The sequence below is a fragment of the Rhabdochromatium marinum genome (assembly GCF_016583795.1).
GTDB classification, from domain to species: Bacteria; Pseudomonadota; Gammaproteobacteria; order Chromatiales; family Chromatiaceae; genus Rhabdochromatium; species Rhabdochromatium marinum.
Genome location: NZ_NRRS01000012.1, coordinates 12579 through 34448, shown reverse-complemented (window position 1 = coordinate 34448; position 21870 = coordinate 12579). Strand labels below are relative to the sequence as shown.

The window sequence follows — 21870 nt, the reverse complement described above, 5'->3', positions numbered from 1 at the left end:
GACGCAAGCAGAAATCGGGAGCGGATCGGACCAAGCCGAAGGATACCGCTGCAACTGATTTCTGACACAGAATTTTTTAGCGTTCTTTGCTGCAACAGCGTAATGGCAGTTGCCAGTTGTTGCGGGAGAACGCTGCAAATCGATGCGCCGACGGGTTCGGGAAATAAGCAAGCCGGCATGAATGCCGGCCAACTAAGACGCGGAAGTATAAGGTCGATTTCGGAGCTTGTCAACTATTAAGTTAAGCTCCGATGACCAGACCTGTCCGACACCTGACGGAGACGCGGATCAGTCACCCGCTGAGGCCTTGAGCTCGTCTTTCAGGCGCTGCTCAAGTTTCTCGTTAGCGCCTTCCTGGCGCTCGGCATCCGTCAGCTCGGCGGCCCGCTTGAGCCGACGCTCCTTATGATACGCCAAACCGGTACCCGCTGGCACCAGACGTCCGACGATGACATTTTCCTTCAGCCCGGTTAGGCTGTCGTTGGAACCGCGCACCGCCGCTTCCGTCAACACCCGGGTGGTCTCCTGGAAGGAAGCCGCCGAAATAAAGGACTCAGTCGCCAGTGACGCCTTAGTAATGCCGAGCAACAGCGGTTCCCACAGCGCCGGATGCTTGCCATCCTCCTCGGCACGCGCGTTTTCCGCCGCCAGGGTGGCATAATCGACCTGCTCGCCGCGCAGCAAGCGGGTATCGCCGGCATTAAGGATATTAACCTTGCGCAGCATCTGCCGCACGATCACCTCAATGTGCTTATCATTGATCTTCACACCCTGAAGTCGATACACATCCTGAATTTCCTTCACCAGATATTCAGCCAGAGCCGTCACGCCCTTGAGCCGCAGAATGTCATGGGAATTCAGTTCGCCCTCGGAGATGATTTCGCCCTTCTCGACGCGCTCCCCTTCAAAGACGTTGACATGCCGCCACTTGGGAATGAGTTCCTCGACCGTATCGCCATCATCGGTGGTAATCACCAGACGCTGCTTGCCCTTGGTGTCCTTGCCAAAGCTGACAGTACCTGTCGCTTCGGCCATCAGCGCCTGATCCTTGGGCTTGCGCGCCTCAAACAGATCCGCCACGCGCGGCAGACCGCCAGTAATATCACGCGTCTTGGAAGACTCCTGCGGAATACGCGCAAGAATATCGCCCACCGCGACATCGGCGCCATCAGTCACATTAACAATGGCCCCCGCAGGCAGGTAGTAGCGCGCGGGCAGATCGGTGCCGGCAATCTTGAGTTCATCACCCGACTCACTGAGCAGCATCACCATAGGCCGCAGATCCTTGCCGGCCGCCGGGCGCTGCTTGGGATCCAGCACCACCATGGAGGTCAGACCAGTCTGCTCATCGACTTGTGACTGCACAGTGACGCCATCAATGAAGTCTTCGAACCTCAAGCGCCCGGCCACTTCGGTCACCACCGGGTGGGTATGCGGATCCCAGGTCGCCACCGTCTGGCCGCCTTCGACTTCGTCACCATCATTGACGCGCACCGTGGCGCCATAGGGAATCTTATAGCGTTCCCTCTCCAACCCCTTGGCATCAAGCACCGTCAACTCACCCGAGCGCGACACGGCCACTAGGTTGCCACTGTGATGCTCGACCGTCTTGATGTTGTGCAGACGAATCGAACCGGCCGATTTGACCTGCACCGCGCTGACCGCCGCCGCACGCGAGGCGGCACCACCGATATGGAAGGTGCGCATGGTCAACTGGGTGCCCGGCTCACCGATCGACTGGGCGGCGATGACACCAACCGCCTCGCCCTGATTGACGCGATGACCACGCGCCAGATCGCGACCATAGCACTGAGCACAAACCCCGATGCGCGCCTCGCAGGTGATGGGTGAACGCACCAGCACCTGATCGATACCTTCAGCATCAAGGCGATCTACCCAGCCTTCATCCAGCAGGGTACCGGCTGGGCACAACACCTCGTCGCTGCCGGTTTTAAGCACATCGGCCGCCGCCACACGCCCAAGAATTCGCTCGCGCAGCGGCTCGACCACATCGCCGCCCTCAATGATCGGCGTCATGTGCAGCCCCTTCTCGGTGCCGCAGTCTTCCTCCAGTACCACCATGTCCTGAGCCACGTCAACCAGCCGCCGGGTCAGATACCCGGAATTAGCGGTTTTGAGCGCGGTGTCCGCCAATCCCTTACGTGCGCCATGGGTGGAGATGAAGTACTGGATGACGTTCAGGCCCTCACGGAAGTTCGCGGTGATGGGCGTTTCGATAATGGAGCCATCCGGCTTGGCCATCAGACCACGCATACCGGCGAGCTGACGAATCTGCGCCGCCGAACCACGGGCGCCGGAGTCGGCCATCATATAGATGGAATTGAACGAATCCTGCTCAGCGGGCTTGCCCTCGGCATCGACCACCTTGTCCTTGCCGAGCTTGCGCATCATCGACTTGGCCACCTGCTCGTTGGTGTGCGACCAGATATCAACCACCTTGTTATAGCGCTCGCCATTGGTGACCAGACCCGAGGCGTATTGATCCTCGATCTCCTTCACCTGGATCTCGGCTGAGGAGAGGATTTCGGCTTTCTCCTCCGGCACTTCCATGTCTTCCAGCCCGATCGACACCCCGGCACGGGTGGCCATGCGAAAACCGAGATACATAATCTGGTCAGCAAAGACGACCGTGTCCTTCAGGCCCAGCACCCGATAGCAGCGGTTGATCAAGCGCGAAATCTGCTTTTTGCCTAGCGGCTGATTGACCAACGCAAAGGGCAGCCCCTCGGGCACAATTTCCCACACCAGTGCGCGACCGACCGTAGTGTCCCGCACCTGGGTAATTTCCTGCGAACGGCCATCGGCCTCGCGGATCACCTCGCGAATCCGCACCTTGACCCGCGCATGCAGGTCAGCCTGGCCGGTTTCATAGGCGCGGCGTGCTTCGGCCAAATCAACCAGCTTAAGCCCTTCGCCCTTAGCGTTGATCCGATCGCGGGTCATGTAGTAGAGCCCCAGCACCACGTCCTGTGAGGGCACAATGATGGGCTCGCCATTGGCCGGGGAGAGAATGTTGTTCGAGGCCATCATAAGCGCGCGCGCTTCGAGCTGGGCCTCCAGCGACAGGGGCACATGCACCGCCATCTGGTCGCCGTCGAAGTCGGCATTGAAAGCGGTACAGACCAGCGGATGCAGCTGAATCGCCTTGCCCTCGATCAGCACCGGCTCAAAAGCCTGAATGCCCAGGCGGTGCAGGGTCGGGGCGCGGTTGAGCATCACTGGGTGCTGGCGGATGACTTCCTCAAGGATATCCCACACCTCGGGAGTGCCACGCTCGACCATTTTCTTAGCCGCCTTAATGGTGGCCGCCAGCCCGCGCAGTTGCAGCTTGCTGAAAATGAACGGCTTGAACAGCTCCAGCGCCATCAGCTTGGGCAGGCCGCATTGATGCAGCTTGAGTGTCGGGCCAACCACGATCACCGAGCGCCCGGAATAATCGACACGCTTGCCGAGCAAGTTCTGGCGGAAACGTCCCTGCTTACCCTTGATCATGTCAGCCAGCGACTTCAACGGGCGCTTGTTGGTGCCGGTAATAGCCCGCCCGCGGCGACCGTTGTCGAGCAGCGCATCGACCGACTCCTGGAGCATGCGCTTTTCGTTGCGCACGATGATGTCAGGCGCGATCAGATCCAGCAGTCGCTTGAGACGATTATTGCGGTTGATGACGCGTCGATACAGATCGTTGAGATCGGAGGTCGCAAAGCGACCACCATCGAGCGGCACCAGCGGGCGCAACTCGGGTGGCAGCACCGGCAGCACCTTCAGAATCATCCACTCAGGGCGATTGCCCGAGGTCTTCAGCGATTCGATCAGCTTCAGACGCTTGGTCAGCTTCTTGATTTTGGTCTCGGAGTTGGTCGAATCCATCTCCTCGCGCATCAGCCGCACTTCCGCGTCCAGATCAATGGTGCGCAGCAGCTCGTAGACCGCCTCGGCGCCCATGCGCGCGTCGAACTCATCGCCATTGGCTTCCAGCGCTTCCAGGTACTCTTCATCTGTCAGCAGTTGATGACGGGATAAATCCGTCATGCCGGGGTCAATGACCACGAAGGATTCGAAATAGAGCACCCGCTCGATGTCGCGCAGGGTCATATCAAGCAGCAAACCAATCCGCGAGGGCAGCGACTTGAGAAACCAGATGTGCGCGACTGGGCTGGCTAGGTCGATATGGCCCATGCGCTCGCGGCGCACCTTGGCAAGCGTGACCTCCACACCACACTTCTCGCACACCACACCGCGATGCTTGAGACGCTTGTACTTGCCGCACAGGCACTCGTAATCGCTGATTGGGCCAAAAATCTTGGCGCAAAACAAGCCTTCGCGCTCGGGCTTGAAGGTGCGGTAATTGATGGTCTCCGGCTTTTTGACCTCGCCGAACGACCAAGAGCGGATCATGTCCGGCGAGGCCAAACCGATCTTAATGGCGTCGAACTCCAGCGCCTGACCTTGCTGTTTGATGACTCTCAGTAGATCTTTCAAGATCTTACCTCCTGAATGCGTAAATCCGGCCGCCTCCGGGACGGGTCACTGGGACACCGGCCCGGAGCGCGAGTTCTTGGACATCTTCAGTGGCGCCCCGGAGGCGCATCAGTCCTGCTCGAGTTCGATATTGATAGCCAGCGAGCGGATTTCCTTCACCAATACGTTGAAGGACTCGGGCATGCCGGCTTCCATGCGATGATCGCCATCGACGACGTTTTTATACATCTTGGTGCGGCCATTCACATCATCCGACTTCACCGTCAGCATCTCCTGCAGGGTGTAGGCGGCGCCGTAGGCTTCCAGCGCCCAGACCTCCATCTCACCGAAGCGCTGGCCGCCAAACTGCGCCTTGCCGCCGAGTGGCTGCTGAGTGACCAGGCTGTAGGGGCCGGTTGAGCGGGCGTGCATCTTATCATCGACCAAATGGTTCAATTTCAGCATGTACATATAGCCCACGGTGACCGGGCGTTCAAAGGCATCGCCGGTGCGCCCATCAAACAACTGGGTCTGCCCAGTCTCGGACAGTCCGGCCAGACGCAGCATGGCACGGATTTCCTCTTCCTCGGCACCATCGAACACCGGCGTCGCCAGAGGCACCCCACCACGCAGATGACCGGCCAGTTCAAGAATTTCCTCATCCGAGAGTGAATCCAGCTGTTCCTTGCGGCCACTGGTGTTGTACACCTGATCGAGAAACTCGCGCAGCTCAGCAATGCCCACCTGCGCCTGGAGCATGGCATTGATGCGATGCCCCAAACCTTTGGCGGCCCAGCCCAGATGGGTCTCCAGCACCTGCCCGACATTCATGCGCGAGGGCACGCCGAGCGGATTGAGCACAATATCCACCGGCTCGCCATCAGCGCTGAACGGCATATCCTCCACCGGAACCACGCGCGAGATGACGCCCTTGTTGCCGTGGCGTCCGGCCATTTTGTCGCCGGGCTGAATGCGGCGCTTCACCGCCACATAGACCTTGACCATCTTCAGCACGCCGGGGGCCAAATCATCGCCCTGGGTGATCTTCTGCTTTTTGACCTCAAAGCGCTCGCGGAAGGCCTCACGCTGCTCTTTGATTTGCTTGGCGACGGCTTCAAGCTGACTGGCGCCCTCTTCGTTGCGCAGCCGAATCTCCAGCCACTTGTCGCGCTTGTCACCCGTGGTGATCTCGGCCAGATAGCTTTTGGTAATTTTGGTGCCCGCCTTGAGTCCGCCCGGGCCGCCGTCAGCGACCTTACCGATGAGTATTTTCTCAATACGGTTGAAGGTGTCTTTCTCCATGATGCGCAACTGATCATCCAGATCCTTGCGCACCCGTTCGAGTTCCATTTCCTCGATTTCCAGCGCCCGCTGATCCTTCTCGACGCCATCGCGGGTGAACACCTGCACATCAACCACAGTACCGGCCATGCCCGAGGGCAGGCGCTGCGAGGTGTCTTTCACATCAGAAGCTTTCTCACCAAAGATGGCGCGCAGCAGTTTTTCCTCCGGGGTCAACTGGGTTTCGCCTTTCGGCGTCACCTTGCCGACCAGAATGTCACCATCGCGCACCTCGGCACCGATATAGACAATGCCGGATTCATCAAGCTTGGCCAGCGCGGCCTCGCCCACATTGGGGATGTCGCTGCTGATTTCCTCAGGACCGAGCTTGGTGTCACGCGCCAGACAGGTCAGTTCCTCGATGTGAATGCTGGTAAAACGTTCTTCCTGCACCACCCGCTCGGAGATCAGAATGGAATCCTCGAAGTTGTAGCCATTCCAGGGCATGAAGGCCACACGCAGGTTCTGTCCCAGCGCCAGTTCGCCCAGATCGGTTGAGGGGCCATCGGCGAGCACATCGCCACGCACCACCAAGTTGCCGGGACGCACCAGCGGGCGCTGATTGATGCAGGTATTTTGATTGGAGCGGGTGTACTTGGTGAGGTTGTAAATATCGACACCCGGCTCGCCGGCCTCGGTCTCATCGTCATTGACCCGCACCACAATGCGCGCCGCATCGACGGAATCCACCACACCACCGCGCCGCGCCCAGACCACCACGCCGGAGTCCTTGGCCACCACACGCTCCATGCCAGTACCGACCAGCGGTTTCTCGGCGCGCAGCGTGGGCACTGCCTGGCGCTGCATGTTCGAGCCCATCAGGGCGCGGTTGGCATCGTCGTGCTCCAGGAAGGGAATCAGCGAGGCCGCCACCGACACAATCTGGCGCGGGGACACGTCCATGTATTGGACTTCCTCGGGCGCCTTCATGGTGAACTCGTTCATGTGGCGGCAGGACACCAACGCATCGGTCAGATGACCGTCTTCGTTTAAGGTTGCGTTGGCCTGCGCAATGACATAATGGCCCTCTTCGATGGCCGAGAGATGATCGATTTGATCGGTCACCAGCCCGCCTTCGACCTTGCGGTAGGGCGTCTCCAAAAAGCCATAGGAATTGGTGCGGGCATAGACGGCCAGCGAATTGATCAGGCCGATGTTCGGCCCTTCCGGGGTTTCAATCGGACAAACGCGGCCATAGTGGGTGGGATGCACATCGCGCACCTCAAAGCCCGCGCGCTCCCGCGCCAGACCGCCTGGTCCCAAGGCCGAGACGCGCCGCTTATGCGTCACTTCCGAAAGCGGGTTGTTCTGGTCCATGAACTGCGACAGCTGACTGGAGCCAAAGAATTCCTTAATCGCCGCCGACACCGGCTTGGCATTGATCAGCTCCTGCGGCATCAGCCCCTCGGATTCGGCCAGCGACAGGCGCTCCTTGACCGCGCGCTCCACGCGCACCAGACCTACCCGGAACTGGTTCTCAGCCATCTCGCCGACGCAGCGAATGCGGCGATTGCCCAAATGGTCGATGTCATCGACCGTGCCCCGGCCATTGCGCAATTCCACCAGCACGCGCAGGGCATCGACGATGTCGGAGCTGTCGCCATGCTCCTCACGCAGTTGCTTGGCAAAGGCATCTTCACGGTCAGCGAAGTAGCGACCATCGTAGAGCACCCCAGCCCCTTCGGTTTCCTCGCGCCCGAGACGGCGGTTGAACTTCATGCGCCCGACCGCCGAAAGATCATAGCGGTCGGGGGTAAAAAACAGATTATGGAACAGATTCTGCGCCGCTTCCTTGGTCGGTGGCTCGCCGGGACGCATCATGCGATAGATTTCGACCTGGGCCTCCAGATCGGTGCGCGTAGTATCAATGCGCAGCGTCTCGGAAATGTAGGCGCCCTGATCCAGGTCATTCACAAACAGGGTTTCAAGCTCGGTAATCCCCTGCTCGCGCAACTGCTCCAGCAACTCGGGGGTGATTTCCGCATTGGCTTCGGCGACGATTTCGCCGGTATCGGCATCGACCTGGGTATGCGCCAGGGTGCGACCAATAAGAAATTCCTCCGGCACCGTCAGGCGCTCGACGCCGGCCTTTTGCAACTCGCGAATATGTTTCGCGGTCACCCGGCGTCCCGGCTCGACCAGCACCTGATCGCCGATCTTGACCTCAAAATTGACCGTCTCACCCCGCAGCCGCTCCGGCACCAGATCGAACTCGACCTCGTCGCCCAGGTGAAAGCGATCGGTCTGGAAAAACAGCCCCAGAATATCGTCGGTGTTATACCCGAGCGCGCGCAACAGCACGGTCGCCGGCAACTTGCGCCGCCGGTCGATGCGCACAAAGACGTTATCCTTGGGATCGAACTCAAAATCCAGCCAGGAGCCGCGATAGGGAATCACCCGCGCCGAGAACAGCAGCTTGCCGGAGGAATGGGTCTTGCCCTTGTCGTGATCGAAAAACACCCCAGGCGAGCGATGCAGCTGGGAAACAATGACTCGCTCGGTGCCATTGATGATAAAGGTGCCGGTTTCGGTCATCAGCGGCAGGTCGCCCATATAGACTTCCTGCTCCTTGATGTCCTTAACCACCTTGGTCCCTGCCGGGGCGTCCTTATCGTAGATCACCAGGCGCAGCAGCACGCGCAGCGGCGCGGCAAAGGTGGCACCGCGCAGATGGCACTCGCGCACATCAAAGGCCGGCTCACCAAGGCGATAGCGCACATATTCCAGGACTGCATTGCCCGAGTAGCTCTCGATCGGCAGCACCGAGCGAAACGCGGCATGCAAGCCGACATCCGCGCGCTCATCCGGCCCCTTGTCGATTTGTAGGAAATCTCGATAGGATTCGATCTGAGTCGCGAGCAAAAAGGGCACATCCAGGATGATCGGCCGTTTGCCGAAATCTTTGCGAATGCGCTTCTTTTCAGTGAACATGTAGGCCATGCTGCCTTCCCTCTGGTTTCACTCAGCCGATTGGGTATAGTGATCTGTCTGCCGATGCTTAAATGGGCAAACGGCAAAAGGCCGGTGGCGAAATGCCACCAGCCTCAGGCTGCGCTGGTGCGCGAGCTAAAGCCGCGCGCTTATTTAATCTCGACAGTAGCGCCAGCCTCTTCAAGCTGCTTCTTGGCCTCTTCGGCCTCGTCCTTGGACACGCCTTCTTTCAAGGTCGTTGGCGCGCCTTCGACCGCATCCTTGGCTTCCTTCAGACCCAGGCCAGTGATGCCACGCACCACCTTGATGACGCCAACCTTGTTGGAGCCAAAGGAGGTCATGACTACGTCAAATTCGGTCTTTTCCTCAGCCTGTGCCGCATCGGCTCCACCACCGGCCGCCGGCGCCGCTGCGACTGCAGCTGCGGCGGTGACGCCGAATTTTTCTTCCATCTTCTCAATCAGATCAACCACTTCCATCACCGACTTTTCGGCAATGGCTTCAAGGATTTCTTCGTTCGATAAAGCCATCTGGGCTCTCCTGCAAATAGGGGAAATCGATCAGTCCGCGTCGCACTAAGTGCCAACGCCTGGGAATATCAATCCTCAGGCGGATTCTTTGGCGTCGCGCACCGCCGCCAAGGTGCGTACCAGCTTGCCGGGCACCTCGTTCATCGTTGCCGCGAGTTTCTGCACCGGCGCCTTCATGACGGCCATCAACTGGCTGATCGCCTCGTCGTAGGTCGGCATCTTGGCCAGTGCTGACAGCTGCGCAGGATCAAGCAGCTTGCCGGAGATGGCAATCAGCTTCACCTGAAACTTGTCATGCTGTTTCGCGAAGGCCTCGGCAATACGCGCCACGGAGCCTGGATCTTCCTGGCCAAACGCCAGCACCAGGGGACCGCTCAGAGCGTCATTCATACAGGCAAACTCGGTATCGGCCAGCGCTCGTTTGGCGAGCGTATTCTTGACGACCCGCACATAAACGCCCGCCTTGCGCGCTTCAACACGCAGAGCGGTCATTTGCTCGACCGTCAAGCCCCGATACTCGGCGCCTATCGCCGAATAGGCAGTTTTCGCGACTTCCGCGACTTCGGCAACGACCTTTTCTTTCTGGGCGTAAGTGAGCGCCACTCGTTACCTCCTTAAGGATCGAATGAACATTCGTTGATTGATGTTCACCCGAGCTTTGAACCGATTGCACACGTCCATGCAGGCGCTCGGTTTCCAGGTTGTTGGTGCACCGTCACCGGCATCCTCGCGGAGTCCAGCACACCGTCTGCGCAGGCATAAGGTTTAAGTTCGCAGCAATCACGAACACCTGCGGTCTTTGACAGCCGCCGGCCCGCCAAGCGAGCCGGTGCCCCAAAGTCTTGTATCAGAAACTCAAAGCACTGTGATCAATGGTCAAACCCGGCCCCATGGTGGAGGAGACGGTGACCTTTTTCATATAAATGCCCTTGGCAGCACTTGGCTTGATTTTCATCAGATTAGTCAGCAAAGCCTCCAGGTTTTCCCTGAGCTTGACCGGCTCAAAATCCATCTTGCCGAGCGAGCAATGAATAATGCCGCCCTTGTCAGCCCGGAAGCGCACCTGACCGGCCTTGGCGTTCTCGACCGCCTCGGTCACATTCGGCGTTACGGTGCCCACCTTGGGATTCGGCATCAGCCCGCGTGGTCCGAGCAGCTTACCGAGCTGACCCACGACTCGCATGGCATCGGGCGAAGCGATCACGACATCATAGTCAAGATTGCCCGCTTTCATGTCCTCGGCCAAGTCGTCCATGCCAACCCGATCCGCACCAGCAGCAGTCGCGGCCTCCGCGTTCGCGCCCTGAGCAAAGACGGCCACCCGCACCACCTTGCCGATGCCATGCGGCAGCAGCGCCGAGCCACGTACCACCTGATCGGATTTGCGTGGATCAATGCCAAGATTGACCGACACATCAATGTTTTCGAGGAACTTGACGGTGGAAACTTCCTTCAGCAGCGTGAAGGCTTCTTCTGCCATATAGACACGCCCTGCATCAACCTTCTCGTTAATCGCCCGTGCGCGCTTGGATAACTTGGCCATTACTCAAGTCCCTCCACATTCAGACCCATGGCTCTGGCGCTACCAGCAATGGTGCGCACCGCTGCATCAAGATCAGCGGCATTCAGATCAGGCATCTTGGTGTTGGCAATTTCCTCAAGCTGCGCCCGAGTAACGGTACCGACCTTATTCAGATTTGGCACCGGGCTGCCTTTGGCAATCCCAGCGGCTTTTTTGAGCAGAATCGATGCCGGTGGCGTTTTGGTGATAAAGGTAAAGCTGCGATCACTGTAAACGGTAATCACAACCGGAGTTGGCAGACCCTTTTCGAGCTCCTGCGTCTTGGCATTAAACGCCTTGCAGAACTCCATGATGTTGACACCATGCTGACCCAGTGCTGGGCCAACCGGGGGGCTGGGATTCGCCTCGCCCGCCTTCACCTGTAGCTTAATGTAGGCAGAAATCTTTTTTGCCATACTGACTTCACTCCTGATGGGTGCAAACGCCGACCAACAGATCGGCTCCCCGCTGCTGCGCCGCAGCTATGACCGAGCGGCGCCGGTTTCATTGACAGACCGAAAGACTCCGGCCCATCAATCCTGAACTCGTTTGGTGGTTTCGACTTGGGATGACAAAGACAGAACAAGCCAGGTCGCCCCGGCCAACAACAAACCCACGATGAGGAAACTTAGCCTTTTTCGATCTGAGCGAATTCCAGATCGACAGGTGTTGAGCGACCGAAGATCAGCACCGACACCTTGACGCGACTTTTTTCGTAGTCAACTTCCTCGACTACACCGTTGAAGTCTGTAAAGGGTCCATCAATCACCCGGACGACTTCGCCGGGCTCATAGAGCACCTTGGGCCGGGGTTTTTCGACCCCTTCCTGTACGCGCTGCAGGATGGCTTCGGCCTGGGAGTCCGGAATGGGCGCCGGGCGATCCCCCTGGCCACCGATGAACCCCATCACCTTGGGCACATCCTTAACCAGATGCCAAGTCTCATCGGTCATTTCCATCTGGATGAGCACATAGCCTGGGAAGAATTTGCGCTCACTCTTGCGCTGCTGCCCCCCGCGAATCTCGATGACTTCTTCTGTCGGCACCAAAATTTCGCCGAAAAATTCTTCCTTGCCATCCCGCTTGATTCGATCAAAGAGCGAGCGGCGCACCTGTGCCTCAAACCCGGAGAAGGCATGAATTACATACCAGCGCATGGCCATTGCATCAGCCTCCGTGTCCGGTAAGCAGACGCAAAATTGTCATCAGCAGGGTATCAAACAGCCACAGAAGGATGCCAAGAATCAGCACCATCACCATCACGACCAGCGTCGTTTGTATGGTTTCCTGCCGAGTTGGCCACACCACACGCCGCACTTCCATGCGCGAGTCTGATGCGAAACGCCACAGCGTGCGACCTGGCCCAGTGGTGAGCGCAACAGCCACTGCTCCGGCCGCAATGGCCAGCAGCACAATCACGCGCAGCAAAAGGGAGAAATTCGCGAAAAAATAGAAGCCCCACAGGCCGGCTACCAGAATGGCAACCGCCGCTGCGAGCTTCAGCGTATCCGTTTTGGACGCGCCTGTCTCGGCTCGTGCATTCATGTCAATCGAAGCGCTCAGGGGCGCACTTGTATGGCAGGCCAGGAGGGACTCGAACCCCCAACCTGCGGTTTTGGAGACCGCTGCTCTGCCAATTGAGCTACTGGCCTAAATTTTATATGGCGTGTATTACTCGATGATCTTCGAGACTACGCCGGCACCAACGGTGCGACCACCTTCTCGCACCGCAAAACGCAGGCCGTCTTCCATGGCGATGGGTGCAATCAGTTTGATAACCATTTTGACGTTGTCGCCGGGCATGACCATTTCGATACCTTCGGGCAGTTCGCAGGCACCGGTGACATCAGTAGTGCGGAAGTAGAACTGCGGGCGGTAGCCGTTGAAGAAGGGGGTGTGACGCCCGCCCTCTTCCTTGCTCAGCACATAGACTTCAGCTTCGAAGTGGGTGTGCGGGGTGATGCTGCCAGGCTTGGCCAACACTTGACCACGCTCGACGTCGTCGCGTTTGGTGCCACGCAGCAGGGCGCCGATGTTGTCGCCGGCTTGCCCTTGGTCGAGCAGCTTGCGGAACATTTCCACGCCGGTGCAGGTGGTCTTGACGGTCTCTTTGATGCCGACGATGGCGACTTCTTCACCAACTTTGACGATGCCGCGCTCGACACGTCCGGTGACGACGGTGCCACGACCGGAGATGGAGAAGACGTCTTCGATGGGCATCAGGAAGGCGCCGTCAACTGCGCGCTCGGGCTCAGGAATGTAGCTGTCCAGCGCATCGACCAGCTTGGCGATGCTTTGGGTGCCGATTTCGCTCTCGTCACCTTCGAGGGCTTTGAGCGCGGAGCCGGTGATAATGGGGGTGTCGTCACCGGGGAAGTCGTAGCTGTCGAGCAGTTCGCGCACTTCCATTTCGACCAGTTCGAGCAGTTCGGCGTCGTCAACCATGTCGGCTTTGTTGAGGTAGACGACGATGTAGGGGACGCCAACCTGACGCGACAGGAGGATGTGCTCGCGCGTTTGGGGCATGGGGCCGTCGGCAGCGCTGACCACCAGGATGGCGCCGTCCATCTGCGCGGCACCGGTGATCATGTTCTTGACATAGTCGGCATGGCCGGGGCAGTCAACGTGTGCGTAGTGGCGGTTGTCGGATTCGTATTCGACGTGGGCGGTGGCAATGGTGATGCCGCGCTCGCGCTCTTCGGGCGCGTTGTCGATCTGGTCGTAGGCGCGGGCTTCACCGCCGAATTTCTTGGCTTGGGTGACGGTGATGGCCGCTGTCAGGGTGGTCTTGCCATGGTCTACGTGACCAATGGTGCCGACATTGACGTGCGGCTTCTTGCGTTCGAATTTTTCTTTGGACATGGCTGAACCCCCGCAAGCACAAGATGAAAAACGGCGCTGACACCTGCCTTAAGCATCAGCCTGAATAATCCGATCTATACATGGTATGGAGCCCATGACCGGAGTTGAACCGGTGACCTCACCCTTACCAAGGGTGTGCTCTACCAACTGAGCTACATGGGCCTACAACTTTACACAACAAACTTAAAATCTCAACCCAGTCAACATTCTAGATTTGGAGCGGGTGATGGGAATCGAACCCACATCATCAGCTTGGAAGGCTGAGGTTCTAGCCGTTGAACTACACCCGCGCGAAGCTGCTGATGGCACGCGACCCGTTGAGTTTAAGCGCTGAATGGTGGAGGGGGGAGGATTCGAACCTCCGAAGGCTGAGCCGCCAGATTTACAGTCTGGTCCCTTTGACCGCTCGGGAACCCCTCCAAATCAAGCTGGCCAGTATAGTGCCCTCCAAAAGTGAAGTCAACCCCGAAAAAGCATTGATTCGAAAATAGCGCTCCGAATCAGTAGGGCAAAATCAGAATAAACGCAGTAGAATCAATTTTATCAGTAATCGTTGCCCTGCAGAGCGGGGCACTCCCTAATTTGCTCAGGCACGCATCACATGGCTTGGATTTCTTTGGTGCTCGCGGGATTTTTTGAGTGGGGTTGGCCGGTGGGTCTTAAGCTCGGGTTGACCGAGACCGGGGTACGCTGGGGCTGGATTGGGTTTTCCATCGGCTGCATGACCGCCAGTGGCGCGCTGCTGCTGATAGCGCAGAAAACCATCCCGATGGGCACGGCCTATGCAGTTTGGACGGGCATTGGCGCGGTGGGCGCCTTTGCGCTGGGGCTGCTGCTGTTTCGTGAGCCAGCCACAATGGCGCGGTTCTTCTTCGTGGGGCTGATTGTGGCGGGGATTATCGGGTTGAAACTGGTTTCACCCAAGTGATCAATCGCCCGGCGGCACCAGCTTAAAATGCGCCAAATCGCTTTGCAGATGAACCGCGTGCCCGGCGATATCTTCGGCAACAAGGGTCGTCTTGTGTGCGCCCTGGACGGTGGACTGCACGGCCCCGGCGATCTGCTCCAAGGCGTGATTGACCTCCGTAGTGGTGGCCGTCTGCTGCTCGGCCGCTGTGGCGATCTGTTCGACCTGGGCATTCAAGGCATCGATCTGTTCCAGAATATGGGTCAGCACCGCCAACGACGACTCAGCCTCGGCAGTTCCTGTATCGACCTCCTCCGCGCTGACGTGCATTTTGCTGACCAAGCGCTCAACCTCCTGCTGCACCCCGACAATGCGCTCGCCGATGTCATGCGTGGCCTGGGTCGTACGTGCAGCCAGCGCTCGCACTTCACCGGCCACCACGGCGAACCCTCGGCCCGCTTCACCTGCGCGAGCCGCTTCGATGGCGGCATTGAGCGCCAGTAAGTTGGTCTGACGGGCGATGGTCTCGATGGTCTCCACGATCTGGCCGATCTCCTGGGAGCCCTGCCCCAGCGCATTAGTATCCTCCGTCAAGCCCTTAACCCGCACGCCGATCTGGCGCAACTCGCTCATCGCCTTGCGGACCACCTGCGCACCGGTGTTAGCGGTGTGGCTGGCATGCGTGGTGCCCTCGACGGCCTCGGCGCAGTTACGCGCGATGGCCGTGGCGGCCTGCTGAAGCGCCGCACTGGCATCCTGTATTTGTTCAACGTGCTGCGCTCCGCGCACGGCACGTTCGCTCATGGCTGTTGAACGGGTGGTGAGCGTCTCGGACGCCCCGGTGAAGCACTGGGTTGAGCGCTGCACTTCGCCGATCAGTCGGTTGAGCTGCTGCGCCATCCGATGCACACCCGCGCCCAGGCGTCCGAGTTCATCATCAGCACCGGACGGAATCGACACCCCCAGCTCACCGTCAGCAATGCGATCCACCGCATGCGCCAAGACCGCCACCTCACGCTTGAGCGCGCGGATCAGCAACCAAGACAACCCCAACCCGAGACTGAAGATCACCAGTGCCATGAACAGACAATCCAACAAGGTGCGGCGCAGCTGTGCCGCAATGTCACCCAAGGCGATGTCGGCGCCAATCACATAGCTCGCCCCCGAGGAAGTACGAACCGGGATAAAAACCGAACGAAAATGACCCCATTCATCAGTGTATTCGTCAAAGTGCATCTGACCATCGGCAAAGGTCGCCAGCAGCCCCGCACTGGGATCTGCATAGGGGTCATAGAGCGTATTGAAATCACCAGCGGCCGCTTCTTCCGCTGTGTAACTCGATAGCGTGAAGCCGATCCCGCCATTGTGCCGATCCAACGTGTAAAGATACTCCAGATTCGCCTGCTCAGTGAAACGCGACAGCGCATCGAGCCACGCCTGATAGGTTGCAGGCGGAATGGCCGACTCGTGCGTTAAGCGATCATGCACCGCATCTGCCAGCAGACGCACCGCCTGAGCACTGGCCAGCAAGCGCTGATCAATGCCCTGCATGATTGCCTGCTTTTGACGCAGGTAGGCATAGCTGGTGAAGCCCAGGGTTGTAACGAGATTCATCGCCAGCATGGCGATCAACAGTTTGGCGGGAAGCCCAAGACGGAGTTTCGATGTAACTTGATGCAATTCAAATAGCCCTTGTGGTAGCGCCCCAGTCTATAGAATTTCAGTGGATTTAAGCATTATTGATTCACTAGCAGCGAAGCATTGTAATGGTGGGCGCGGTGCCACACAGCGAAGGCTGGAAGGGGATGAACATGATCGGAATGGTGCAAAGTGAGCGCACCTGCAACGACAAGATTACACAAGAGACACGCTACTACATCGGTAGCTTTGGCATCAACGCTGAAACTTGTGCCAAAGCCGCGCGGCCATTGGGGGATCGAGAACGAGGTTCACTGGAGTCTGGACATCGGCTTTCGCGAAGATAAAGAGTTCGCGCCTGCGCGAACCGGTTGCACGGGAGATCTTCGCCGTCTTGAGACCTCTTGCCCTGACTCGGCTGAAAAAAGGACTTCACGCATAAACTCGGGATTCAGAACACATCCTAGTCGCGAGACCGGACTCCCTTCCGTTCCCAGCCGCATCGACACCGCTGGCGACTGGCCAGCGGTGAAGGGGGCGAAATCATCGGACGGACTTAGTATATCCGATTTCGTAATCAAGAGAGGTTGACGCGATTGCTGTCCGTTGGATTCACCGCTGAGTCACAACTGTGTAGTTATCAATCAGTAAATTACCCAGATTCCGGGCACTCACCTGGAACGTAAGCGTAATTTCAGCGCCGTTAGTATTGTACGCATGTAGAGAGAATACTCTTTCCTCACCTGGAGCCAATACGGTACCTCGGTCGATACCGGTAATAAAACCCGAAAATCCAGGCTGGCTAGCAGTGACACTCGACTCAGTGATCTCCACAGGCTCGATGCCCGCGATCAGTTTGTAAGTCGATAATTTAATTGATTCCTCAAGCAAATTGCCCTTGACCTGTGTCTTAGAACAATTCGGCTTCTGGCAGATATTTGGGATGCGAACTTCCTGCCAATCGTCGCCGGCGGCGGCAAACAAGCGAACATGCTCCGGCTCAGTAAAATCTCTGGGATACGCATACCACGCAATTGTTTCGTACTGCCAACCCTGGGTATTTTCGGTCAATATATTCTTTTCATGCTCGTCTGCTGTATAGAAATGGGTTTGTTTGTATTCGTTCCAAAATCTATAAACTGGAATAGTGTCCTGGAGTTCGGTTGCGTAGGCATAGTACGCAACCCTTTCATATTTCCACTCCGGGAAGTTATCGATAATGAAGTTTTTTTCATCCTCGCTTATAGTGTAGAAGTGCGGACCCGCACCCTCTCTCCAAAAACGATACACCGGAAGCGCTCCGTCATAATTGTCGTTAGCCAACGCTGCCCATGCTGGACCTTCATACGTCCAAGTCTCACCCATTTGGCTCTGAATAGAATCTCGCTCTTCCTCATTGATAGTATAAAAATGGGTAGCAAGTGTATCGCTCCAAAATCTATATACGTTAGACGGGTCACTCGCGAAGAGATCCATGCAAACTAGATTAAGAGCAAAGCCAACAATAAGAGTGATCAATTTCATTTTCTCTAGCCTCCGTCTTTACATACGACGCTTCTGCTGTGGTCATTACCATTTTCCATGCGTGTTGCTTGGAAAATAAAACCCGGGAAGTTATGTTGTCGAATTAGCTATTTACAAAAAACCAACACTGATGCAAGTGCAGCAGTACCTGCGGCAACTAGGAGCCTGTTTGACTTGCGATTTCTTGATCATGTAACCTATTGTTTCTCTTTGAGTTCAATGAATTATGTTAGCTTCGTTGCAAAAACAACCCATCAATGGAAACAGTCAGTTACAAGCATCAATTTGGTAAGTCGGACAGCCTCCTAGAATGGTGCCCTCTCATGTTATTTGTGTTAGGCAGAATCTGTCTAACACCAAGAACATAGAATCCGTCTCGCACACCGAACCCTCGGCATCGGTCAAATGGTTTTCGCGCACCGGAGTACATCAACCCGCCTTCCGAGCGCACCCTCCCTCAGCAATCCAACGGAACTAGACCGACAACGGCCCTTGCACACTCATAATTGGCCGCATGGCGCAGGGAAACAGTCGGGACTCTGCTATTGAAATCTAGCATCGTAGCAGCTATCGCTTCGGTGTTAAATGCCACTTAAGCATAGCTCAACCCGTTAATCACTGCCAGCAATTTTTGTGGATGCAGTCTCAGCAATCTCTCTTGCCTTTGACTGACTGGAGATGGGCGGACATCGGGCGGATCTCTCGCACCCGCGCTCGGGTGCGTTGCGCGTAGCCAGAAACTATCAACCCTTCACTACGATTGTTTGAGGTTCACCGGCACCGTGCTGACGGCGGCTTGCTCGCAGCGCGCGCGAATTTGCTCGGCGCTGGGGTCAATGCCCAGCAGGCGACAGCGCTGGGAAATGTGCTCACCTTGGGGATAGTGCGCGCGGACATGGGCTCGGGCGTGCCATTGCCAGTTGGTCAGGCTGGGACACGCATTAGGATTCCAGGCGCAGCCTAGTCCTCAAGCGAAATGCCTAGCTGCTCGGCCAGCACGCAGGCGGCCCGGGCGCCACCGCTCGAATCGAGGTTCTCGAGCGCTTGGTGCAACGGAGCCAGCGACTCATCAGACAGCCTGCCCGCAAGTTCACGCATCGGCGATTCCGCCCGGATGGGTTCAAAGTCTGCAAAGGCGGTGTACGCGGAACGAAGCAGCGTGGCAATCTGCGCAAGATCGCCTTGGCTGGGTGGAGCGGTCGGGAGCATTGACTTTGGGGTCGGCGGCGTTTGCCCGGCATAACGAGTGATGGAATCCAGGGCGGTTTCAAGCGCGGCTTGCAGCGACGCTGCGGCTTCCAGGCGGGCGTTGGTATCGGCTCCCGCGACACACCGCCGTTCCAATTCTGCCGCGCACGCGGCCACAGCATCGAGTCCCAGATTACCAGCCACCCCCTGGATGGCATGAGCAAGGCGGCGACCTGTAGCGGTTCGTAACTGTTGCGAAATATCTCTTCTTTTCTGTATAAACATCATCCAATCTTGTACTGGTAACCGTCATTGCGATGCAACCGTTCAAAGTGACGCACTGGCCTGGAGAAGGGCTTGCCGCCAGAGAAAGGGCGCAGCTCAAAAGAGCCTGTCTGCCTAGGGCTAATGCGCCCGACCTGACCGTTGCACCGGGCAATATCGCCCGACCGCCACCCGTGGATTGGCTTCAATGGCCGGTGCTGCTTCGGGTAGCCGTACCGATCCACAACCGCCTTCTGGCGCCCGCCTTGGCCTTTGCAGGTGATGGCCAGCGCAGTGTCCGTGGCGAACGCGATGGCGGTCATGTCACCAATGCAAGCGGCGTCCTTCCAGTGGGCTTTGTCGATACCGAACCGCGTACGGTTGAACTTGGTTTGCCCGCCGGTACCGACCGTGACCGGTAGGCCGGTGGCGTTCAGCCGATGAAACAGCGCCCACCGCGTGGCGTTCACTGCGGCCGCGTCCTTCAACGGGCGTTTCGCCTGGGCGAGGACGCGCTTGAGAACCTCTGGCTTCTTTTTCAGAAACTCCTCAATCGGGCGGTTGCCTTTCTTTTGGTTGCACGGCACGCAGGCCAGCGCCAAGTTGGCCGCCCGATCCGTACCGCCCTTTGATCTGGGATGGATGTGCTCCACTTCCAGCGGGATGTTTGCTTTGCCGCAGTAGGCGCATGTCCTGCCCCATTTTTGCAGCAGGTATTCCTTGAGTTCGTACCCGGCTAACTCGCCTTGCTGGTATTCCACGCCGCTGATCTCGGGGTTGTCCATCTTCTGCAGGTCGAAGCGCACCAGTTCCTGAGTGAGTTCACCGACAGGGGCGTAACGCATCAGCCGGTTCACCCAGGTCATGGTGGTGTCGATGCGGTGCTGAAGACTCGGCGGTAACCAGCCCGCCGCACGCTTGCGGGCGTAGGTTGCCTTGGCGTTGTTGATCTGTGCTCTGGTGCGATAACTGGGTTTGCGATAGCGCAGCCGGTTCCTGCGCCCTCGGCGCAGCGCAGCCCGCGATGCAAGGCGCTCCTTGATCTGATGCCCGCGATGGTGAAGTTCTCCGCCCCAAATCACCTTCTCGCCTTGCACCAGGGCAAGGCCCGTGGTCTTTGCACCTGGATCGAGTTTTACCCGGCAAGTGGTGGGGGTTGCATCAGGAATCGCGCGTTGGAGGATGATGGTGAAAGGATAGCGGCGAAACACAGCGGCTTTGCCTTTGCGTAACAGTGCTCTTGCTCGTGCTGGATGACAGGGCGACAAAGGCCGTTGGTCTGCATCCAGCACGAAAACGAAATTCGTGTTCATTTCTGAATCATCTCCCGTGAAGGGGTTACGTTTGCCTCGACCAAGTTGAGAAGGCTTGTCATGACAAGGAGACTGGAGCTACTCAACCCACTTACTCCTTCCTTACGCCTTGTCGAAAGCGGCAACCGCTGGCGTTCACAGTTGCATTTCGTGACCTTCCCAACGTCGCTCACCACCCGTGTGGATTGCTCGGTCTGCACCCTCACTGACTCTTTAGAAAACATCAGCTCAGCTTAGATAAAGAGTAGGTTTTAGCGAGGGGTGTCACACACGGCAAAGCGCAGTTGAACCGCGTCGGGGTGCGAGGTCTGCGCATCGAGATGCGCATCAATGCGTACTTCGACCCAGCCGGCATCGGTAAATTTAATCGCGTTGCCAGTGGGGTTAATCAAAATCTGGCCGAGGTGCAGCGCATCGCCACGCAGCAACCAATCGCTGCACAAGGGCGGCACAATGACCAGTTCGAGCGCCTTATCCCGGGCGGTTCACCAAGCAACCCGTCGGGATAGCCGCTGCCATCCCAGCGCTCGTGATGACGCAGCGCGATCTCAGCGGCCAATTGAAACACCGAAGCATCGCTCTTGCGCAGAATGTCGTAACCAATGCGCGTATGGGTCTTCATGATTTCCCATTCTTGGGCGTTCAACTTCCCCGGCTTGCGCAGGATCTCGGTGGGGATGCCAACCTTGCCCATATCGTGCATGGGCGCGGCCTGTTCGAGCGCCTCGCAGGCGGCCGCATCCCAGCCACAAGCGATCGCCAACTCCTTGGCATAGCTGGCCATGCGCCAGATATGCACACCGGTGTCGGTGTCGTTATAGTACCCCGCCTCGCCCAGCATCGAGATCGCATCGAGGTTGCTTTGTTGCAACCGGGAGATTTGCACCGGCGGCGAATCCGGCCGCCTCGTTGCCAGTATCGGCAAGTCCGGTGACAAAGATCACCGGGATCGAGGCAGTTGATGGATCAGCCTTGAGATGGGAGCAGACCGCATAACCGTCCATGTCCGGCATCTGGATATCGAGCAGAATTAACGCTGGGCGACACTTGACCGCCGCGATAAGCGCCTCGGTGCCATGGCTGGCAAACAACAGCCGATAGGTGTCTCCGAGCACCTGACGCATGGCAATCAGATTCGCCGGCTGGTCATCAACGATGAGAATAAGCGGCTGAGTCATAGGGTCTTGCCCTGGTGTCGAACGCGGGATGCACAAGCCTCGTGCGACAGTATAAAATCAGGCGTGCCATCTTACAGCCAAACTGAGAGCTCAATCTCAGCTACACCCTGACACCCACGGGCGGCGGCCGGCGACCGGATGCATTGGTACAGAGT

Annotated in this window: 17 protein-coding genes and 4 tRNA genes; 1 reads left to right on the top strand and 20 read right to left on the bottom strand. The window is 58.0% G+C overall.

The genetic code is table 11. From position 1 onward, the window contains the following. Positions 1 to 288: 288 nt before the first annotated feature. The 13 genes from rpoC to CKO36_RS05615 form a co-directional block, all read right to left on the bottom strand. A complete protein-coding gene (gene rpoC, locus CKO36_RS05675) occupies positions 289 to 4500 on the bottom strand; it encodes a DNA-directed RNA polymerase subunit beta' (protein ID WP_200281704.1) in 4212 nt (1403 codons plus the stop codon). 108 nt (positions 4501 to 4608) lie between these two features. Next, on the bottom strand, positions 4609 to 8760 hold the full coding sequence (rpoB, locus tag CKO36_RS05670; RefSeq protein ID WP_200281701.1) for a DNA-directed RNA polymerase subunit beta: 4152 nt from the start codon (positions 8758 to 8760) through the stop codon (positions 4609 to 4611). A gap of 140 nt (positions 8761 to 8900) precedes the next feature. Beyond that, positions 8901 to 9281 carry a 50S ribosomal protein L7/L12 gene (rplL, locus tag CKO36_RS05665; RefSeq protein ID WP_200281698.1) on the bottom strand — a complete coding sequence of 127 codons (381 nt, stop codon included), beginning with the start codon at positions 9279 to 9281 and terminating at the stop codon, positions 8901 to 8903. Between the two features lie 75 nt (positions 9282 to 9356). Next, the gene (rplJ, locus tag CKO36_RS05660; protein ID WP_200281695.1) at positions 9357 to 9884 is read right to left on the bottom strand and encodes a 50S ribosomal protein L10; all 528 of its coding nucleotides are present in this window, start codon (positions 9882 to 9884) and stop codon (positions 9357 to 9359) included. Positions 9885 to 10128: 244 nt separating this feature from the next. Then, positions 10129 to 10824, bottom strand: a complete 696-nt coding sequence (rplA, locus tag CKO36_RS05655; protein WP_200281692.1) for a 50S ribosomal protein L1 — start codon at positions 10822 to 10824, stop codon at positions 10129 to 10131. Then, on the bottom strand, positions 10824 to 11258 hold the full coding sequence (gene rplK / locus CKO36_RS05650) for a 50S ribosomal protein L11 (RefSeq protein WP_200281690.1): 435 nt from the start codon (positions 11256 to 11258) through the stop codon (positions 10824 to 10826). Before rplK ends, rplA begins: the two co-directional genes overlap by 1 nt. A gap of 212 nt (positions 11259 to 11470) precedes the next feature. Then, entirely contained in the window at positions 11471 to 12004 is a 534-nt protein-coding gene (gene nusG, locus CKO36_RS05645; protein ID WP_200281687.1) for a transcription termination/antitermination protein NusG, read from the bottom strand. Between the two features lie 4 nt (positions 12005 to 12008). After that, the gene (gene secE / locus CKO36_RS05640; RefSeq protein WP_200281684.1) at positions 12009 to 12386 is read right to left on the bottom strand and encodes a preprotein translocase subunit SecE; all 378 of its coding nucleotides are present in this window, start codon (positions 12384 to 12386) and stop codon (positions 12009 to 12011) included. A gap of 31 nt (positions 12387 to 12417) precedes the next feature. Further along, positions 12418 to 12493 (bottom strand) — tRNA-Trp (locus CKO36_RS05635). Between the two features lie 19 nt (positions 12494 to 12512). Continuing rightward, positions 12513 to 13703 (bottom strand): elongation factor Tu, encoded by a 1191-nt coding sequence (gene tuf, locus CKO36_RS05630; protein ID WP_200281681.1) that lies wholly within the window; start codon positions 13701 to 13703, stop codon positions 12513 to 12515. An 86-nt stretch (positions 13704 to 13789) separates the two neighbouring features. Beyond that, a tRNA-Thr gene (locus CKO36_RS05625) sits at positions 13790 to 13865 on the bottom strand. A 53-nt stretch (positions 13866 to 13918) separates the two neighbouring features. Next, a tRNA-Gly gene (locus tag CKO36_RS05620) sits at positions 13919 to 13993 on the bottom strand. Between the two features lie 45 nt (positions 13994 to 14038). Beyond that, positions 14039 to 14123, bottom strand: a tRNA-Tyr gene (locus CKO36_RS05615). Positions 14124 to 14304: 181 nt separating this feature from the next. On the opposite strand from CKO36_RS05615, the gene CKO36_RS05610 reads away from it, so the two are divergent. Beyond that, complete coding sequence (locus CKO36_RS05610) at positions 14305 to 14631, top strand: DMT family transporter (protein ID WP_200281678.1); 327 nt, start codon at positions 14305 to 14307, stop codon at positions 14629 to 14631. On the opposite strand, the gene CKO36_RS05605 is transcribed toward CKO36_RS05610, so the two are convergent. From CKO36_RS05605 to CKO36_RS19580, 7 genes are all read right to left on the bottom strand, one after another. Continuing rightward, a complete protein-coding gene (locus CKO36_RS05605) occupies positions 14632 to 16224 on the bottom strand; it encodes a methyl-accepting chemotaxis protein (RefSeq protein WP_242469414.1) in 1593 nt (530 codons plus the stop codon). A 636-nt stretch (positions 16225 to 16860) separates the two neighbouring features. Beyond that, the gene (locus CKO36_RS05600; RefSeq protein ID WP_200281675.1) at positions 16861 to 17772 is read right to left on the bottom strand and encodes a hypothetical protein; all 912 of its coding nucleotides are present in this window, start codon (positions 17770 to 17772) and stop codon (positions 16861 to 16863) included. Positions 17773 to 18732: 960 nt separating this feature from the next. Further along, the gene (locus CKO36_RS05595; protein WP_242469415.1) at positions 18733 to 19245 is read right to left on the bottom strand and encodes an Hpt domain-containing protein; all 513 of its coding nucleotides are present in this window, start codon (positions 19243 to 19245) and stop codon (positions 18733 to 18735) included. Continuing rightward, positions 19245 to 20537, bottom strand: a complete 1293-nt coding sequence (iscB, locus tag CKO36_RS05590; RefSeq protein WP_200281669.1) for an RNA-guided endonuclease IscB — start codon at positions 20535 to 20537, stop codon at positions 19245 to 19247. Before iscB ends, CKO36_RS05595 begins: the two co-directional genes overlap by 1 nt. A 251-nt stretch (positions 20538 to 20788) precedes the next feature. Further along, positions 20789 to 20929 carry an ATP-binding protein gene (locus tag CKO36_RS05585; protein ID WP_200281666.1) on the bottom strand — a complete coding sequence of 47 codons (141 nt, stop codon included), beginning with the start codon at positions 20927 to 20929 and terminating at the stop codon, positions 20789 to 20791. Beyond that, entirely contained in the window at positions 20926 to 21408 is a 483-nt protein-coding gene (locus tag CKO36_RS19585; protein ID WP_242469413.1) for an HD-GYP domain-containing protein, read from the bottom strand. Before CKO36_RS19585 ends, CKO36_RS05585 begins: the two co-directional genes overlap by 4 nt. Next, positions 21353 to 21715 carry a response regulator gene (locus tag CKO36_RS19580; protein ID WP_242469412.1) on the bottom strand — a complete coding sequence of 121 codons (363 nt, stop codon included), beginning with the start codon at positions 21713 to 21715 and terminating at the stop codon, positions 21353 to 21355. The genes CKO36_RS19585 and CKO36_RS19580 overlap by 56 nt, the downstream gene beginning before the upstream one ends. Positions 21716 to 21870: the final 155 nt, after the last annotated feature.

What these genes read in the sequence shown, in the direction of transcription:
- rpoB (WP_200281701.1), bottom strand. Translation starts at nt 8,760, where the DNA reads ATGGCCTACATGTTCACTGAAAAGAAGCGCATTCGCAAAGATTTCGGC.
- rplL (WP_200281698.1), bottom strand. Translation starts at nt 9,281, where the DNA reads ATGGCTTTATCGAACGAAGAAATCCTTGAAGCCATTGCCGAAAAGTCG.
- rplA (WP_200281692.1), bottom strand. Translation starts at nt 10,824, where the DNA reads ATGGCCAAGTTATCCAAGCGCGCACGGGCGATTAACGAGAAGGTTGAT.
- rplK (WP_200281690.1), bottom strand. Translation starts at nt 11,258, where the DNA reads ATGGCAAAAAAGATTTCTGCCTACATTAAGCTACAGGTGAAGGCGGGC.
- nusG (WP_200281687.1), bottom strand. Translation starts at nt 12,004, where the DNA reads ATGGCCATGCGCTGGTATGTAATTCATGCCTTCTCCGGGTTTGAGGCA.
- secE (WP_200281684.1), bottom strand. Translation starts at nt 12,386, where the DNA reads ATGAATGCACGAGCCGAGACAGGCGCGTCCAAAACGGATACGCTGAAG.
- tuf (WP_200281681.1), bottom strand. Translation starts at nt 13,703, where the DNA reads ATGTCCAAAGAAAAATTCGAACGCAAGAAGCCGCACGTCAATGTCGGC.
- CKO36_RS05610 (WP_200281678.1), top strand. Translation starts at nt 14,305, where the DNA reads ATGGCTTGGATTTCTTTGGTGCTCGCGGGATTTTTTGAGTGGGGTTGG.
- CKO36_RS05605 (WP_242469414.1), bottom strand. Translation starts at nt 16,224, where the DNA reads ATGAATCTCGTTACAACCCTGGGCTTCACCAGCTATGCCTACCTGCGT.
- CKO36_RS05600 (WP_200281675.1), bottom strand. Translation starts at nt 17,772, where the DNA reads ATGAAATTGATCACTCTTATTGTTGGCTTTGCTCTTAATCTAGTTTGC.
- CKO36_RS05595 (WP_242469415.1), bottom strand. Translation starts at nt 19,245, where the DNA reads ATGTTTATACAGAAAAGAAGAGATATTTCGCAACAGTTACGAACCGCT.
- iscB (WP_200281669.1), bottom strand. Translation starts at nt 20,537, where the DNA reads ATGAACACGAATTTCGTTTTCGTGCTGGATGCAGACCAACGGCCTTTG.
- CKO36_RS19580 (WP_242469412.1), bottom strand. Translation starts at nt 21,715, where the DNA reads ATGACTCAGCCGCTTATTCTCATCGTTGATGACCAGCCGGCGAATCTG.